The following is a 16548-nucleotide window of genomic DNA, read 5'->3' as shown; positions in this document are numbered from 1 at the left end:
CGCGTCCCGCCGCGCCCCCCGCACACGCGAAACTTGTCCCCATGACCGAGCGCGCGACACCCGCCCCCAGCGACCCCACCCGTACCGTCCTCCTGCGCGGCGGCGAGGTCCACAGCCCCGCCGACCCCTTCGCCACCGCGATGGTGGTCGAGCGCGGCCACATCGCCTGGGTCGGCTCCGAAGGCGCCGCCGACGCCTTCGCGCAGGGTGTGGACGAGGTGGTCGACCTCGACGGCGCGCTCGTCACGCCCGCCTTCACCGACGCCCACGTCCACACCACCTCCGCCGGCCTCGCCCTCACCGGCCTGGACCTCTCCGAGGCCGCCTCCCTGCCGGAGGCCCTCGCGCAGGTGCGCGCGTACGCGCTGGCGCGCCCGGCCGACCGGGTGCTCCTCGGCCACGGCTGGGACGCGGCCCGCTGGCCCGAGCGCCGCGCCCCCCGCCGCCGGGAGCTGGACGAGGCCACCGGCGGCCGGCCGCTCTACCTCAGCCGCATCGACGCGCACTCCGCCGTGGTGACCACCGCCCTGCTGGACCTCGTACCCGGTGTGCCCGCCGAGCAGGCCGACGGCGACGAGCCGCTGACCCGCGACGCCCACCACCTCGTACGCCGCGCGGCCTTCGGCGCCCTCACCGCGGCGCAGCGCGCCGAGGCCCAGCGGGCCGCACTCGACCGGGCCGCCTCCCTGGGCATCGGCTCCGTCCACGAGTGCGGCGGACCCGACATCTCCTCCGCCGAGGACTTCACCGCCCTCCTGGAGCTCGCCCGCACCCACCCCGGACCCCGCGTCTTCGGCTACTGGGCCGACCGGGACATCGACCGGGCCAAGGCGCTCGGCGCCGTCGGGGCCGCCGGGGACCTCTTCGTCGACGGCGCCCTCGGCTCGCACACCGCCTGCCTGCACGCCCCCTACGCCGACGCCGCCCACACCGGCACCGGCTACCTCGACGCACGGGCCGTCGCCGAACACGTCGCCGCCTGCACCGAGGCGGGGCTCCAGGCCGGCTTCCACGCCATCGGGGACGCCGCGATCACCGCCGTCGTCGAGGGCGTCCGGGCCGCCGCCGAGAAGGTGGGCCTGGCCCGGATCCGCGCCGCCCGGCACCGCGTCGAGCACGCCGAGATGATGACCGCGGCCACCATCGCCGCCTTCGCCGACCTCGGACTGACCGCCTCCGTGCAGCCCGCCTTCGACGCGCTGTGGGGCGGCGAGGAGGGCATGTACGCCGACCGGCTGGGCGCCGAGCGCGCCCGTACCCTCAACCCGTACGCGGCCCTGCTCAAGGCGGGCGTCCCGCTCGCCTTCGGCTCCGACGCCCCCGTCACTCCGCTCGATCCCTGGGGCGCGGTCCGCGCGGCCGCCTTCCATCGCACGCCGGCCCACCGGGTCTCGGTACGGGCCGCCTTCGCCGCCCACACCCGCGGCGGCTGGCGGGCCATGGGCCGCGACGACGCCGGGATCCTGGTCCCGGGCGCCCCGGCCGACTACGCCGTGTGGCGGACGGCCGAACTGGTGGTGCAGGCCCCCGACGACCGGGTCGCCCGCTGGTCCACCGACCCGCGTTCCGGCACCCCCGGACTGCCGGACCTGACCCCCGGCACGGACCTGCCGGTCTGCCTGGCCACCGTGGTCGGTGGCCGGGAGGTATTCGTACGGCCACAGGGGTGATCCGGGGGGCCACGGTTCGGTAAGGGCGACCGGACCCGGATAGGTTCGGCCGGGTCCACCACCGGACGTCCGATCCGGACGGAGCCGTTCGCTCAACCGCGCCCGCGCCTCGGGGGCGAGGGAAGGTTTCGCCGGAATGGAGTCCCCCCTGCTCTCCAGGAGCGTGGGGGAGGGTGGCCTCAGATCGGGGCCCGGCGGTCCAGTAGACAACGGTCAGGCGGCCCGCAGCCAGCGGGAGCCGGTCCGGCCCGAAGGACCGCGGGCTCCGATCGCTGTTCTAAAATCACCTCTGCGACACCACGTACACGACGTACAGGATGTACGGAACGCCAAAGGGGACTCAGTGAGCGACGGCGGACAGCGAAGCTACGGACCGCTCGGCACGGCCTTGGTGATCATTCCGACCTACAACGAGGCGGAGAACATCGGGCTGATCGTCGGCCGCGTCCGCGCGGCTGTGCCTGAGGCCCACATCTTGGTCGCGGACGACAACAGCCCGGACGGCACCGGAAAGCTCGCCGACGAGCTGGCCGCCGGGGACGACCACGTCCACGTCCTGCACCGCAAGGGCAAGGAAGGGCTCGGAGCGGCCTACCTGGCCGGTTTCACCTGGGGCCTGGACAACGGCTACGGGGTCATCGTCGAGATGGACGCTGACGGCTCCCACCAGCCCGAGGAACTGCCCCGGCTGCTCACCGCCCTGGAGGGCGCCGACCTGGTGCTGGGTTCCCGCTGGGTGCCGGGCGGCCGGGTCGTCAACTGGCCCAAGAGCCGCGAGTTCCTCTCCCGGGGCGGCTCCACGTACTCCCGGCTGATGCTCGGCGTCCCGATCCGCGACGTCACCGGCGGCTACCGAGCCTTCCGCCGCGAGACCCTCGAAGGCCTGGGCCTGGCCGACGTGGCCTCCGCCGGCTACTGCTTCCAGGTGGACCTGGCCCGCAGGTCCGTGCGCAAGGGCTTCCGCGTCGTCGAGGTGCCCATCACCTTCGTCGAGCGCGAGTTCGGCGACAGCAAGATGAGCAAGGACATCGTGGTGGAGGCCCTCTGGCGGGTCACCCAGTGGGGCATCAAGGAGCACGCGGACAAGCTGACCGGCAAGATCCGCGGGAAGTAGGGCCCGACCCCGAGCCGCCTAGGGCCCGGCCCCGAGCCGCCGGACACCCCCTAGGGGATGTCCGGTACCTCCGACTGAGGACGCTTTTACGTCGGCCCAGGCACACTGGTGGGTATGACGACCGGAGTTCCGACACAGACGGCCCCCCGGCGCCGTTCGCCCGCCCGTACGATCCTTCCCCTGGCCGTCGCGGCCTGGCTGATCCTGGAGATCTGGCTGCTCGGCCTGGTCGCCGGAGCCGCCGGCGGCGGTACCGTCGCCCTGCTCCTCGCGGGCGGTATGGTGCTCGGGGTGGTGGTCATGAAGCGGGCCGGACGGCGCGCCTTCAAGAACCTCACGGAGACCTTCCAGCAGGCCCAGGCGGGCGCTGCGCCGACCCCGCAGCAGCCCGGCACGGGCAACGGCCTGACCATGCTGGCCGGCCTGCTCCTGATCGTGCCGGGCCTGCTCTCGGACGCTGCGGGCCTGTTCCTCCTGCTCCCGCCGGTCCGCGCCTGGATCAGCCGCCGGACCGCCCGCGCACTGGAGCGCAAGATGGCCTCCGCGCCCGCCGGCACCTTCGGCGACGCCTTCCAGCAGGCCCGCATCCACTACCCGGACGGCAAGGTCGTCCAGGGCGAGGTCGTCCGCGAGGACCGGCCGCAGCAGTCCGGTCCCGCCTCGGGCCCCGACGCCGGCGGCTACCGGCCGCCGCTCACTCCCTGATCCCGATCCGTCCGGCTGTCCGTCCGTCCTCACGGGAACGGACGGACAGCCGGGACGGACGCACGGCAAAGCCGAGGGCCCCCGCCACACACTGTGTGGCGGGGGCCCTCGGCTTTGGCGCTGTGTTGCTTTCGTCCGGCTGTCAGGCGGACTTGCGGCTGTCGCGCGGATGCACGGCAATGTTCATGGCGCCGGAACGAAGGACCGCCAGCCTCTCGGCCAGCACTTCCTCCAGCTCCTCGCGGGTGCGCCGCTCCATGAGCATGTCCCAGTGCGTTCGCGCAGGCTTGCCCTTCTTCTCTTCGGGCCCGTCCCCGTCGACCAGGAGTGCCATGGCGCCGCACGCCTTGCACTCCCACTCCGGCGGAATTTCTGCCTCAACCGAGAACGGCATCTCAAATCGATGTCCGTTCTGGCATGCGTACTCCACCGCCTGGCGCGGGGCCAGATCGATGCCGCGGTCCGTCTCGTAGCTGGTAACCACGAGCCGCGTACCGCGGAGAGCTCGCTCACTCATGAATCGTGCCTCCCGGGCTTGTCGCCCACAGGACAGGTGTCGCTGTCGTCGTCATCCGGTCAACGTCCGGTCGGCGGTATAGATTCCCGCTCCGGGTCATGCGTCGCCCGTCGTGCCGCCCCTTGTTGTACCCACCAATGCCCGTTTTGTCACATCTGGCAGCAGATGTCACCCAACGTCTTCACTCAGTGAGCACGCAGTAACGGTCCGCCTGGCAGGCCAAAGGCGTACACTACCGGCCCTTCGCTTGAACGTCGAAATCTGTTCCGAATTCGCGTCCCCGGATCCGCTCAGATCCGTTCCGGTACAGGATTCCCCGCCGCCTCCACCGCGCGCCGGACCGGCACTCTGGCGAGCAGCACGAAACCCAGTGCGAAGAACACCACCAACGAGATGATCGCGTACCGGTAGCTCCCCGTGACCTGGTAGGTGATGCCGAAGACCAGCGGTCCCACCCAGCTCAGGCCCCGGTCGCTCATCTCGTACGCCGAGAAGTACTCGGCCTCCTTGCCCGCCGGCACCAGGTGCGAGAAGAGCGAGCGCGACAGCGCCTGGCTCCCGCCCAGCACCAGCCCGATCATCGAGGCGAGCGCGAAGAACCAGACCGGGGTGCGGGCCGGCAGGAAGTACCCGGCGGCCAGCGTGAGCCCCCAGGCGGCCAGCGAACCGAGAATCGTCCGCTTGGCGCCGTAGAGCGCGGCCAGCCGGCCCATCCCCAGCGCGCCCGCCACCGCGAGGATCTGCACGAGCAGCACGGCCACGATCAACGTCGACTGCTCCAGCTCCAGCTCCTCCGAGCCGTAGATGGAGGCCTGGGAGATCACGGTCTGCACGCCGTCGTTGTAGATCAGGTACGCCAGCAGGAACGACAGGGTCAGCGGGTAGCGCCGCATGTCCTTCAGGGTGGCGATGAGCTGCTTCCAGCCGCTGACGGTCGGTCCCGCCTCCCGGACCACGGCCCGGTCCCGCAGCCGCCGCAGCGGGATGATCGTGAAGGCGCCCCACCAGAGCCCCGCCGAGGCCAGGCAGATCCGTACGGCCGCGCCCTCGGAGAGCCCGAAGGAGTCGTGGCCCTGGAAGAGCGCGAGGTTCAGTACGAGGACGAAGGCGCCCGAGGTGTACCCGAAGGCCCAGCCGCGCGAGGAGACGGTGTCCCGCTCGTCGGGGGTGGAGATCTGCGGCAGATAGGCGTTGTAGAGCACCATCGAGACCGACAGCGAGGCGTTCGCGACGATCAGCAGCAGCCCGCCGAGCAGGTAGCGGTCGCCGCCCAGCAGGAACATCCCGGTGGTCGCTGCGGCCCCGGTGTACGCGGCCGCCGCCAGCAGCGGCTTCTTGCGGCCGCTGCGGTCGGCGATCGCGCCGGCCAGCGGCATGATCAGGACGGCCAGGATCACCGAGGCCGACACGGAGTACGCGAAGTACGAACCGGCCCGGACCGGGATGCCCAGCGGGTGCACGTACCCGTCGGCGTCCGCGGCGGCCTTGGCCACGGCGGTCAGGTACGGCCCGAGGAACACGGTGAGCACGCTCGTCGAATACACCGAGCAGGCGAAGTCGTAGAAGTACCAGCCGTGCTGCTCGCGCTTGCGCGCCGCCTTCGAGGCCGCCGCGGCGGTGGCCGCCGAAGCCGCTCCTCTGCCGTCCTCCGCCCCGGATTCCGCTTGATCTGTGGTCTGCGCACTCATGAGTGCCCCCTCGCTGGTCCCCGTACCGCCTCGGCCGCCTTACCGGGTGCGCAGGCCCACGGGCTCGTCAGGCCCAGGCCCCGCGCCGGTCCAGCACCGTGCGCAAGATGTCGATCCGGTCGGTCATGATGCCATCGACACCCAGGTCGAGTAGAGCCTCCATGCGTTCCGGTTCGTTCACGGTCCACACGTGCACCTGCAGACCTCGCTCGTGCGCGGCGCGGACGAACCGGCGGTCCACCACCCGGATGCCCCCCTGGGTCTCCGGAACCTGCGCCGCCACCGCCCCCGCGCGCAGCGCGGCCGGGATCGCGAAGGAGCGCAGCCGCAGCCCCAGCACCCCGAGCACCCCGTACGAGGTCGCCAGCCGGGGACCGGCGATCTTCTGGGCCCGCGCCACCCGCCGCTCGGAGAAGGAGCCCACGCACACCCGGTCCCAGGCCCCGGCCCGCGCGATCAGATTGACCAGCGGGTGCAGGGCGGACTCGTCCTTGATGTCCACGTTCCAGCGGGCGTCCGGGAACTCCTCCAGGAGGTCCTCGAAGAGCGCGAGCGGCTCGGTCCCGCCGACCCGGGCCTCCCGGATCCGGCTCCACTGCTGCTCGCGGATCCGGCCCTGCCCGTCGGTGACCCGGTCCAGGGTCGCGTCGTGGAAGGCCACCAGTTTCCCGTCGGCGCTGGCGTGGACATCGGTCTCGAAGTACCGGTATCCCGCGTCGGCGGCCCGCCGGAAGGCCGCGGCGGTGTTCTCCAGCCCGTCCGCGGCCCCGCCGCGGTGCGCGAAGGGGATCGGTGCCGGGTGGTCGAGATAGGGGTGGGGGAGGTGTACGTGCGTCACCGCGGCAGTATGCCCCCTGTCCCCGCCTCAACGGGAGCGGCCCGGTGTCCGCCCGGTGAACGCCCCCCCCGGGTCAGGCCGCTACCCGGTCGGGACGGACCCCTGGCGGGCCCTGCGGGTCGGAGCGGGGGTGCCGCGTGGCATTCTGGACCTGCGGAATCAAGCCAATCCCGGCCCTTGGCGGGACGGCAGAGGCCAATTTTACGAAGGTGGACCGGATCCCATGGCGCAGTGGACCTCGGCGGTAGGTGCCGCACAGCTCGGCCGGCTCATCACCTCCCAGCAGGGCCGGGCCGCGGTGCCCGGCGCGCGCAAGCCGCCCGCGTACCGCAGCCTCGCCGACGGGATCCGCCTCCTCGTCCTCGAAGGCCGCGTCCCCGTCGCCGCCCGGCTCCCCGCCGAGCGGGAGCTCGCCCTCGCGCTCTCCGTGAGCCGCACCACTGTTGCCGCCGCCTACGAGGCCCTGCGCGGCGAAGGGTTCCTGGAGTCCCGCCGGGGTGCCGGGAGCTGGACCTCCGTGCCCGCCGGCAACCCCATGCCCGCGCGCGGCCTGGAGCCCCTGCCCCCCGAGTCCCTCGGGTCGATGATCGACCTCGGCTGCGCCGCCCTCCCGGCCCCCGAGCCCTGGCTCACCAAGGCCGTCCAGGGCGCTCTGGAGGAACTCCCGCCGTACGCGCACACCCACGGGGACTACCCGGCCGGGCTGCCCGCGCTGCGCCGGATGCTCGCCGACCGGTACACCGAGCGCGGCATCCCGACCATGCCCGAGCAGATCATGGTGACCACGGGCGCGATGGGCGCCATCGACGCCATCTGCAGCCTCTTCGCCGGCCGCGGCGAGCGGATCGCCGTCGAATCCCCGTCCTATGCCAACATCCTCCAACTCATGCGGGCCGCGGGGGTGCGCCTCGTGCCGGTGGCGATGGGGGAGGGGCTGACGGGCTGGGACATGGACGTCTGGCGCCAGGTCCTGCGCGACTCCGCCCCCCGCCTCGCCTACGTGGTCGCCGACTTCCACAACCCCACCGGGGCGCTCGCCTCCGACGAGCAGCGCCGCGCGATGGTGGAGGCGGCCCGCTCGGCCGGGACCGTGCTCGTCGCCGACGAGACCATGATCGAGCTCCAGTTCGACCCGGCGATGGAGATGCCGCGCCCGGTCTGCTCCTTCGACCCGGGCGGCTCCACGGTCATCACCGTCGGCTCCGCCAGCAAGGCCTTCTGGGCCGGCATGCGCATCGGCTGGGTCCGCGCGGCCCCCGACGTCATCCGCAGCCTCGTGGCGGCCCGCGCCTACGCCGACCTCGGCACCCCCGTGCTGGAACAGCTCGCGGTGGACTGGCTGATGCGCACCGGCGGCTGGGCCGAAGCGGTGGAGATCCGCCGGAACCAGGCCCGCGAGAACCGGGACGCGCTGGTCGCGGCGGTGCGCAGGGAGCTCCCGGACTGGGAGTTCCGGGTGCCGCTGGGCGGTCTGACCCTGTGGGCCCGCGCGGGCGGGCTGTCGGGCTCCCGGCTGGCCGAGGTGGGCGAGCGGGTCGGCGTACGGGTCCCCTCGGGGCCCCGGTTCGGCGTCGACGGGGCCTTCGAGGGGTACGTACGGCTCCCGTTCACCGTCGGCGGCCCGGTGGCCGAGGAGGCGGCGGCCCGGCTGGCGGCGGCGGCCCGGCTGGTCGGCACCGGAGCGGGCGGCGGCGGCGCGGAGCCGCCGCGCACCTTCGTCGCGTAGAGGTCCGGGGAGAGGTCCCCGAGGAACTGCCTACGGGGCGTCCGCCGGGACCTCGGGGATCTCCGAGGCGTCGATCGCCGGGCCCTGGGACTGGGCCGGCGGCTGCACGATGTGCAGGGGCTTGCTCAGCGTGACGTGGTCCGGGACGGGCTTGGGCTGCGCCTGCCGCTCGGGCAGCAGCTCCAGTACCGCCTGCCGGGGCCCCGGGTGGGTGGTGTCGTCGTACGGGTCCGGGGTGGCGGGCACCTGCAACCGGTGCACGGGACCGGAGCCGAGCCGGGCGTACCCGCGCCCCGGCGGCACGGCGGCCGTGGGCGTGGTGTGCGGGGGCAGCCCCAGCACGTCGGCGATCTGCTGGATGGTGGCAGCCCCGAGCACCACCCGGGCCCTGGTGTGCTGCCAGACCGAGTCGTGCAGCAGCTCGAGATGGTCGAACTGCTCGGCCACCACCACGGTGACGTGCGCGGCCCGTCCGTGCCGCAGCGGCACCTGGAGCTGAGCGAGCGGGTCGGGGGCGCCCTCGGCGGTGGCCAGGTGGGCCAGCACGGTGGGCCGGTCGAGCAGGATCCACAGCGGGCGGCGGGTGTCCTCGGGGGCCGGCCTGCCGGCTTCGCGGGCCCGGTGGGCGGCGATCAGGCGCCGCTCGGTCTCGCGCGCGGCCCACTCCAGGGTGGACAGGGCCCCGCTGGGTCCGCACTCCACGGCGAGGACCCCGGAGCGGCCGGAGAGGCAGGAGTACTCGCCGCTGCCGCCGCCCTCCACGATCAGTACGTCGCCCCCGTGCCGCAGGGCCTGCAGGGCGACCGAGCGCAGCAGCGTGGACGTGCCGCTGCCGGGCTGGCCGACGGCCAGCAGGTGGGGTTCGGCGGAGCGGGAGCCGGTGCGCCAGATGACCGGCGGCATGTCGCGGGGTTCGTCGCCCTCCAGGACGGGCAGGGTGCGCTGCACGCTGCCCGGGTCGGTGAAACCGAGCACGGTCTCGCCGGGGGAGGTCACGAAGGGCTGGGCGGCGATGCCTGTCGGCAGCGCCGCCAGCACGCTCAGGTCGAGCTGGTTGCCCTCCTCGTCCCAGTCGAAGAGATACTCCCGTCCGCGCCCGGACTTGGCGTGCAGCAGTGCCTCGATCCGGGCCCGTGACGCGGCCTCGCCATCGGTGAAGTAGGCCGGGTAGCGGATGTGGAGCCGGGTGACGCGGCCCGCCTCGTCGAACTCGTAGCCGCTGAAGGCCTTGTCCCACTCCCCGCCGTGGGCGAAGAGCGGACTGGGGTCCTCCGGGATGGAGAAGTACGGCACGAGGGCTTCATAGAGGGAGCCGAGGCGTTCGGTCTCGGCATCGCTGGGCCCGGTCTTCACCGGGGTGCGGTCGCGTCCCTGCCAGGCCGCCGCCGCCATGAGGGTGATCAGGGCGGTGAGCGGTCCGTAGGGGACGAGCGCGACCACGAGGACGCAGGCGGCTCCCAGGAACAGCGCGGGACCACGCTTGTCCTTGGGGGTGTCGCACCATTTGCGCCGCCCGGCCGAGGCCAGGATGCGCAGCCCGCGTCCGATGGTGAGGAGCGGATGGAGGACGTCCGTGGCGCTGTCGGCGGCCGTGCGAGCGAAGTCGCGGCCCCGGGTCAGCGACACGGTGCCGCTGCTGAGGATGCGGGGAAGTGGGCGCCGGGCCACGGGCGTCTCCTGGAGTTGTGGATGCTTCGGACGGGTTCCGGGTGCCGGGCGCTAGAGCTTGATCCCGCCGAGAAGGCTCGCGAGGCTCGCCGTGCTCGCCGTGATGCTGGGGGCGATGGCCGAGCCGGCGAGGAAGAAGCCGAAGAGCGCGCAGACGAACGCGTGCGTCAGCTTCATGCCGTCCTTCTTGAAGAACAGGAAGGCGATGATGCCGAGCAGGACGACACCTGAGATGGACAGGACCATGAGTCAGTTCTCCTGGTGGGTGGGGACGGTCACCATCAGTTCTTCCAGGCTCACAGGAAGTATCAATGCGACAAAAGGTGCATACGGGTGAATCGCCGGGTTTTTCACTTGACCGGCCCAGCCCGGCTGGCGCGCCGGGGGCGTAGGAGGCAAGAGGCTCGCGGGGTGATCATTGCCTCGGCCCGGCCCGCTCATGTGCAGGTCCGGGCGCTACGCTGGCGATTCACCCGTACGGACGCATTGCCGTACGCACCCCTGCCCGCGCAACCCCGGGTAACCCCGTGAAAGGCGGTACGACCGATGAGTGAGCACGTCGAGGACAGCTCCCAGGACGTTCCCGACGAGGACGTCATCGAGCTGGCCACCAAGATCTTCGACCTCGCCCGTCGGGGTGAGACCGAGACCCTCGCCGCCTACCTGGACGCGGGCGTCCCGGCGAACCTCACCAACGACCGCGGCGACACCCTCGTCATGCTCGCCGCGTACCACGGCCACGCCGAGGCCGTCACGGCCCTGCTGGCCCGCGGCGCCGAGGCGGACCGCGCCAACGACCGCGGCCAGACCCCGCTCGCGGGGGCCGTCTTCAAGGGTGAGGAAGCCGTCATCCGCGCGCTCCTCGCCGGCGGGGCCGATCCGGAGGCCGGAACGCCCTCCGCCGTGGACACGGCCCGCATGTTCGCAAAGGCTGACCTGCTGGAACTTTTCGGAGCCAAGTAGTCCGCTTTTGGCAGCCCCGTGCGCGGCCTTTGGCCGTTCCAGACCTCACGGATTGGTCACGGCGGCCTTAAATGTGGTCGCGGTGCACAAACCGCCTGGGTCATCATGACGTCGGATTCGATTCGCGGACAGGACGGACGGGCAGGAGCGGGCAGGACACAACGGGTGTCCGAACCCACACCTGCCGGGGGACCGCCGCCCTGGCCGCGAAGCACCGACGAGAGTGAGAAGGCAATGGTCTACATCGAGCGGAACATGACGGCGGACGTCCTCACATGCTGTTACGCGGCCCTGTGAATTTTGATTCCCGGTTGCGTCCCCAGCTTGATTTGAGGCCATTCCCATGTTCGAACCAGTCATAGCGCCAAGCGGCACCCTGCTCGGGCTCCTCCAGCGGGGGCGCGGCGACGGAACGCTGCACGCACTTGCCGCGCCCAGGGCCGAGGCCCTGTCGGCGCTCAACCAGTGCGTGGCCGGCGATCCCCGCCAGGACTGGCAGGTCGAGAACCGCTCCTTGTACTACGCCCGCCTGTACGTGGACCTCGACGGCCCCCTCGGCGAGATCGAGAACCACCTCTTCAGCGTCGACGACCTCGTCGACGAGGACGAGCGCCGCACCGGCCTCGCCCTGTCCGTGCTCGGACACCTGGCCTCGTACGGCCGCGACGACGCACTCATGCTGCTGCGCCGCTACGCCGCCACGGGCGCCGGCTGGTCCTGGGCCCTCGACGAGCTCGCCCTGCGCGACGACGACGAGGGGCTGCGCTCGCTCGCCGCCCCCGTGCTCGCCCGCTTCCCCGCCACCCCGGAGGGTGAGGCGCGGCTCGCCGCCGCCGTCCGCGACGCCTACGAACCCAGGCCCTGGTGCCTGTGGGAGGAAGACCCCGCCTACGGCGAGCGCCTGCGCGCCGCCCGCCAGCAGGGCTCCTTCGACCGCTGGCAGCGCCAGCTCACCCCGCGCGGCCCCCAGCCCGGCTGGGGCGTCCAAGCCGTCTTCGACTGGGCCGCCGACGGCCTGCGCCGGGGCACCCCGCTGCACGTCCCCGCCGCCCGCTGCCTCGCCGCCGTGGCCACCCCCGAGGACCGCTCCGCGATCCTTGCGGCCGCCGCCGGCGCCAACGGCGAGGCCGCCCGCGCCACCGCGCTGCACCACCTGGTCCTCGCCGAGCCGGAGAACCCGGCCGTACTGGACCTCATCGAAGCCGCCGGGGACGAGCCCGCCGTGGCCGCCTACGAGCGCATGTGCGGCCCCGCCGCCCTCGAACGGGCCCGGCGCTGGGCCCACCGCCCCGACGCCCTCGGAGGGGCCGCTGCGGCCCTCCTGGCCGCCCGCGGCGGAGCCGAGGACGCCGGCCCGGTGCTCGGAGCACTGCGCTCCACGGTGCGGGGCTCCGGCCCCGACTCGGTCCGCCTGTTCGCCCTGGTCGACGGAGCCGGCCGGCTCGCGATCGCCTGCTCGGCCCCGGTGCTGCGCCACATCTACCGGGAGACGGCCTCGTCGCACCTCAGGGGCCGGGCCGCCCGGGCCCTGGCGGCCACGGACCCGGCCTTCGGAGCGGGCTTCGCGGTGGAATGCCTCTGGGACTGCGAGGAGACCACCCGCGAGGTGGCCGCACGCCACGCCGAGACGGCCGACGCCCGCGTCGCGCCCAGGCTGCGGCGACTGGCCACGGACCCGGCCGAGGAAGAGGACGTCCAGTCGGCGGTGCGCAACCGGATCGCGCCGGAGTCGGCGGTGTAGTCGGCGGTGCGGTCGACTCTCCAGGGCCCGGGGGGGGCCTGGAGGGCCCAGAGCCTCGTATGAGGTAATGGGCCGACGGCCAAAGGGGGTTGCGTGATGGGCGGAACAGTTCGCCGGCGGGTTGCGCCGGTGGTGGGGGCCGCGGTCGCGAGCCTCGGAACCTACGACCACGTGGACGCGGTGGCGGTGGACGTGGCGCCCGGAACGAGCGCGGAGGACTTCGTCCGCCTCGTCTCCACCGGAAGTCCCGCCTGGGTGGGCCGGCTCCTGGCCCTGCGCGACAGGCTGGTCGCTCCGTTCGGCCTCCAGGTGCAGGAGCGGGCGAAACCGGCCGAGACCCGGATCGAACCGGGCGTCAAACGCGGGCCCTTCCGCGTCCTGTCGGTCACGCAGGACGAGGTCCTGTGCGGGGACGACGACAAGCACCTCGCCTTCCGGGCCTCCTTCGCCGTGCGGCCCAAGGCCGACGGGTCGGGGTCGGAGGGCGTCTGCACGACGGTGGTCCGGTTCGAACGGACCGCCGGGCGCCTCTACTTCCGCGCCATCGAGCCCTTCCACCACCTCGTCGTCCTGAGCCTGCTCCGCCCCCGCACGTCGTGACCGCACCGCCCTTCGACCGCGAACTGGGCGAGGCCCTCGCCGCGTCGGGGGACGCGGTGCGCGAGCCGTTCACCCCCGGGAACCTCGCGGCCCGCCAGGAGCGGGACGCCGCGACCCGGGCACGGCCCACCGTCCGCGAACTCGCCGACGGCGGCCGCTTCGAAGTGGCCGAGCTGCGGGCACCGGGACCGCCGGGCGGACCGGACGTCACCCTCGTGCACGCACGGCCCGCCGCGGCCTCCGGGCCGCTGCCGGTGCTCTACTACATGCACGGCGGCGGAATGATCATGGGAAACGCGTGGTCCGTGCTCCCGCGGCTGCTCCGGGACTGGGCCCTGCCGCTGGGGCTGGCCGTCGTCTCCGTCGAATACCGGCTGGCGCCGCGGACCCAGTACCCGGGACCGCTGGAGGACTGCTACGCCGGGCTCGTGTGGACGGCCGGGCACGCGGACCGCCTCGGTGTGGACGCGGACCGGATCCTCGTCGGGGGCAAGAGCGCCGGCGGCGGACTCGCGGCGGCGCTCGCGCTGCTCACTCGCGACCGCGGCGGCCCCGCACCCATCGGACAGCTGCTCCTGTGCCCCATGCTCGACGACCGCGACCACACCTTCTCCAGCCGCCAGATGGCCGGAGTCGACACCTGGGACCGGACCTCCAACGCCACCGCCTGGCGGGCGGCCCTGGGCGACCGGTACGGCGCCGAGGACCTGCCGCCGTACGCGGCCCCCGCCCGCGCCACGGACCTGTCCGGGCTGCCACCGGCGTACATCGAGGTCGGGTCGGCGGAGACGTTCAGGGACGAGGACGTGGCCTACGCCAACGCGATCTGGCAGGCCGGAGGCCAAGCCGAACTGCACGTGTGGCCCGGGGCCTTCCACGGGTTCGACACCCTCGCGCCGGACGCAGCCCTCAGCCGGGACGCCCGCGAGGCCCGCCTCCGCTGGCTCGGGCGGGTCCTCTCGTAGTCCTGCGAACGCCTCCTGCAAACGCCTCCTGCGAACGCCTCCTACGACCGCACGAAGCGCACGGCCAGTCCCGGCCCGGCCTGCGCCGCCGCATCCAGGGCGCGGCCCGGGGGGACCACGCCCACGACCGGGTAGCCGCCCGTCACCGGATGGTCGGCCAGGAAGACCACCGGGTAGCCGTCCGGGGGGACCTGGACCGCGCCCAGGACCATGCCCTCGCTCGGGAGTTCCCCGGACCGGGCGCGGAGCAGCGGCGGCCCCGCCTCCGTGCGCAGGCCGATGCGGTTCGAAGCCGGGGAGACGCGGTACGGGGCGCGCAGCAGGCCGTCCGTCAGCGAACGGGCGTCGAACCAGTCGGCCCTCGGGCCCAGGCGCAGCGGGAGGACGAGCTCCTGGGGCGGGCCCGGGACGGCGAGGGCGTCCACCCCGGCCACCGGATCCGGGCCGGGCGGGCCCACCGGCAGCAGGGCTCCCGCCGCCAGGACCGGGGGGCCCAGGCCCGACAGCAGGTCCGTCGAGCGACTGCCCAGGACCGGGTCCACGGCGAACCCTCCCCGCACCGCGACGTAGCTGCGCACCCCCGACTCCGCCCGGCCCACGGAAAGCTCCGCCCCGGCGCGCAGCAGGACCGGGGCTCCCCAGGGTGCGGCCCGCCCGCAGACCCGTACCGCACAGGGGGCGCCGGTCACGGCGACGAGCAGGGGGCCGGCCAGGGCCCGCAGGCCCACGCCGTCGAGGGTCGTCTCCAGCACGGCGGCCCGCGGCGGGTTGCCCAGGAGGCGGTTGGCCAGGGTGTGGGCCGCCGAGTCGAGGGCGCCCGAGCGGGGCACGCCCAGGTGCGCGTAGCCGGGGCGGCCCCCGTCCTGGACGGTCGTCAGCGCGCCCGGCCGCAGCACTTCGAAGGCCCTCATGCCGCCACCTCCGCGAACCGGACCCGTACTCCCGGTGCGAGGAGGGCGGCCGGTTCCCGCGCCGGATCCCACAGCACCGCGTCGGTGGAGCCGATCAGCTGCCAGCCGCCGGGGGAGGAGCGGGGATAGACCCCCGCGTACTCGCCCGCCAGCGCCAGCGAGCCCGCCGGTACGGCCGTACGGGGCGTCGCGCGGCGGGGCAGCCGCAACCGGGCCGGGAGGCCGGTGAGGTAGCCGAAGCCGGGGGCGAAGCCGCAGAAGGCGACGCGGAAGGAGACGGAACCGACGATGCCGGGGACCTCCTCGGGGGCGACCCCCCACAGGGCGGCCACCTCCTTCAGGTCGGGCCCGTCGTAGCGCACCCGGACCGTGACCAGGGGGCCGTCGGCCGGTGCGAGCGGCGGGATCACCCAGCGGCCGATGCGGGCGGCCAGGGCGCGCGGCTCGCGCACCCCGTCGAGCAGGACGGTCCGGGCCGCGGGCACGATGTCCCGTACGCCGCCCGGCCCGCCGAGTTCGCCCGCGTCCCGGCGGCGCAGCAGTTCCGCGTGGAGCGCGGCCACCTCCTCCGCGGAGTCCACCTCCAGGAGCAGGGCCTCGGCGCCCACGGGCAGGGCCCTCACCGCACCGGTCACGCGAAGGCCTCCACCCGGACCCCGGCCGCGCCGAGCGCCGCCCGGACGCGCAGGGCCAGGTCCGCCGCCCCGGGGGTGTCCCCGTGCAGGCAGAGCGAGCGGGCGGCCACCGGGATGCGGGATCCGCCGGCGGCCACCACCGAGCCCTCGGCGGCCATCGCGACCGCACGGGCGACCACCGCGTCCGGGTCGTGCACCACGGCTCCCGGCTCACCGCGTGGTACGAGGGTGCCCGCCGGGGTGTAGGCGCGGTCGGCGAAGGCCTCCGGGACGGCGGTCAGTCCGGCCCGTTCGGCGGCGGCCAGCAGCAGCGAGCCGGGCAGCCCCAGCACCGGCAGCCCCGCGCGCCCGGCCGCCAGCAGCACGCCCGAGACGACGGCGGCGGCCTGATCGGCGTCGTGGACGGTCCGGTTGTAGAGCGCGCCGTGCGGTTTCACGTACGACACCGTGGAGCCGGCCGCCTTCGCGAACACCTCCAGCGCCCCGATCTGGTACGCCACCTCGTCGGCCAGCTCACCGGCCGGCACGTCCATGGAGCGGCGCCCGAAGCCCGCCAGGTCGCGGTACGAGACCTGCGCGCCGATCCGTACCCGGCGGGCGGCCGCCAGTTCGCAGACGCGGCGCATGATGGACGGGTCGCCCGCATGGAACCCGCAGGCGACGTTGGCACTGGTGACGACCGACAGCAGGGCCTCGTCGTCGGTCAGCGTCCAGCGGCCGAAGCCCTCGCCGAGATCGGCGTTGAGGTCGATCACGGGGGCGGGGCCGGACGGATCCGGTGTGATCATGGAAGCCATGCGGTGAGGG

The 16548-nt window shown here is 73.8% G+C and carries 16 protein-coding genes; 8 read left to right on the top strand and 8 right to left on the bottom strand.

Annotation, left to right across the window (positions count from 1 at the left end):
- Nucleotides 1-41 precede the first annotated feature (41 nt).
- The 3 genes from OG490_RS06390 to fxsA all read left to right on the top strand — a co-directional run bounded on the left by OG490_RS06390 (nucleotide 42) and on the right by fxsA (nucleotide 3489).
- Nucleotides 42-1670: an amidohydrolase gene (locus OG490_RS06390; protein ID WP_330295304.1), complete on the top strand. Its 1629-nt coding sequence runs from the start codon at nucleotides 42-44 to the stop codon at nucleotides 1668-1670.
- A 343-nt stretch (nucleotides 1671-2013) separates the two neighbouring features.
- Entirely contained in the window at nucleotides 2014-2784 is a 771-nt protein-coding gene (locus OG490_RS06385; protein WP_330295303.1) for a polyprenol monophosphomannose synthase, read from the top strand.
- A gap of 114 nt (nucleotides 2785-2898) precedes the next feature.
- Entirely contained in the window at nucleotides 2899-3489 is a 591-nt protein-coding gene (gene fxsA, locus OG490_RS06380; RefSeq protein WP_330295302.1) for an FxsA family membrane protein, read from the top strand.
- A gap of 142 nt (nucleotides 3490-3631) precedes the next feature.
- Here the strand turns inward: fxsA and OG490_RS06375 are convergent, their stop codons facing one another.
- The 3 genes from OG490_RS06375 to OG490_RS06365 form a co-directional block, all read right to left on the bottom strand.
- Entirely contained in the window at nucleotides 3632-4006 is a 375-nt protein-coding gene (locus tag OG490_RS06375; RefSeq protein ID WP_007262928.1) for an RNA polymerase-binding protein RbpA, read from the bottom strand.
- Between the two features lie 290 nt (nucleotides 4007-4296).
- Nucleotides 4297-5694 (bottom strand): MFS transporter, encoded by a 1398-nt coding sequence (locus OG490_RS06370; RefSeq protein WP_330295301.1) that lies wholly within the window; start codon nucleotides 5692-5694, stop codon nucleotides 4297-4299.
- Nucleotides 5695-5761: 67 nt separating this feature from the next.
- Complete coding sequence (locus tag OG490_RS06365; protein ID WP_330295300.1) at nucleotides 5762-6532, bottom strand: glycerophosphodiester phosphodiesterase; 771 nt, start codon at nucleotides 6530-6532, stop codon at nucleotides 5762-5764.
- Nucleotides 6533-6755: 223 nt separating this feature from the next.
- On the opposite strand from OG490_RS06365, the gene OG490_RS06360 reads away from it, so the two are divergent.
- On the top strand, nucleotides 6756-8258 hold the full coding sequence (locus OG490_RS06360; RefSeq protein ID WP_330295299.1) for an SCO1417 family MocR-like transcription factor: 1503 nt from the start codon (nucleotides 6756-6758) through the stop codon (nucleotides 8256-8258).
- A gap of 30 nt (nucleotides 8259-8288) precedes the next feature.
- On the opposite strand, the gene OG490_RS06355 is transcribed toward OG490_RS06360, so the two are convergent.
- Together OG490_RS06355 and OG490_RS06350 are read right to left on the bottom strand one after the other, a co-directional pair.
- Nucleotides 8289-9926: a hypothetical protein gene (locus tag OG490_RS06355; RefSeq protein ID WP_330295298.1), complete on the bottom strand. Its 1638-nt coding sequence runs from the start codon at nucleotides 9924-9926 to the stop codon at nucleotides 8289-8291.
- A gap of 51 nt (nucleotides 9927-9977) precedes the next feature.
- Nucleotides 9978-10172 (bottom strand): hypothetical protein, encoded by a 195-nt coding sequence (locus OG490_RS06350; protein ID WP_125646070.1) that lies wholly within the window; start codon nucleotides 10170-10172, stop codon nucleotides 9978-9980.
- Between the two features lie 300 nt (nucleotides 10173-10472).
- On the opposite strand from OG490_RS06350, the gene OG490_RS06345 reads away from it, so the two are divergent.
- From OG490_RS06345 to OG490_RS06330, 4 genes are all read left to right on the top strand, one after another.
- Complete coding sequence (locus OG490_RS06345; RefSeq protein ID WP_330295297.1) at nucleotides 10473-10889, top strand: ankyrin repeat domain-containing protein; 417 nt, start codon at nucleotides 10473-10475, stop codon at nucleotides 10887-10889.
- Between the two features lie 343 nt (nucleotides 10890-11232).
- On the top strand, nucleotides 11233-12630 hold the full coding sequence (locus OG490_RS06340; RefSeq protein WP_330295296.1) for a HEAT repeat domain-containing protein: 1398 nt from the start codon (nucleotides 11233-11235) through the stop codon (nucleotides 12628-12630).
- A 96-nt stretch (nucleotides 12631-12726) separates the two neighbouring features.
- A complete protein-coding gene (locus OG490_RS06335) occupies nucleotides 12727-13230 on the top strand; it encodes a DUF2867 domain-containing protein (protein ID WP_330295295.1) in 504 nt (167 codons plus the stop codon).
- Nucleotides 13227-14195, top strand: coding sequence for an alpha/beta hydrolase (locus OG490_RS06330; protein ID WP_330295294.1), 969 nt, complete (start codon nucleotides 13227-13229; stop codon nucleotides 14193-14195). The genes OG490_RS06335 and OG490_RS06330 overlap by 4 nt, the downstream gene beginning before the upstream one ends.
- 41 nt (nucleotides 14196-14236) lie before the next feature.
- Here OG490_RS06330 and OG490_RS06325 read toward each other — a convergent pair whose 3' ends face one another.
- Genes OG490_RS06325 through OG490_RS06315 form a run of 3 tightly spaced genes read right to left on the bottom strand, consistent with a single transcriptional unit; the run spans nucleotide 14237 to nucleotide 16538 of the window.
- Nucleotides 14237-15106: a biotin-dependent carboxyltransferase family protein gene (locus OG490_RS06325; protein WP_330295293.1), complete on the bottom strand. Its 870-nt coding sequence runs from the start codon at nucleotides 15104-15106 to the stop codon at nucleotides 14237-14239.
- Nucleotides 15103-15729, bottom strand: a complete 627-nt coding sequence (locus tag OG490_RS06320) for a 5-oxoprolinase subunit B family protein (RefSeq protein ID WP_330300804.1) — start codon at nucleotides 15727-15729, stop codon at nucleotides 15103-15105. The genes OG490_RS06325 and OG490_RS06320 overlap by 4 nt, the downstream gene beginning before the upstream one ends.
- A gap of 8 nt (nucleotides 15730-15737) precedes the next feature.
- On the bottom strand, nucleotides 15738-16538 hold the full coding sequence (locus OG490_RS06315) for a LamB/YcsF family protein (RefSeq protein ID WP_330295292.1): 801 nt from the start codon (nucleotides 16536-16538) through the stop codon (nucleotides 15738-15740).
- Nucleotides 16539-16548 lie beyond the last annotated feature (10 nt).

This window comes from Streptomyces sp. NBC_00503 (genome assembly GCF_036346895.1).
Classification (GTDB): Bacteria; Actinomycetota; Actinomycetes; order Streptomycetales; family Streptomycetaceae; genus Streptomyces.
This window is presented reverse-complemented; position numbering and strand designations above follow the sequence as displayed.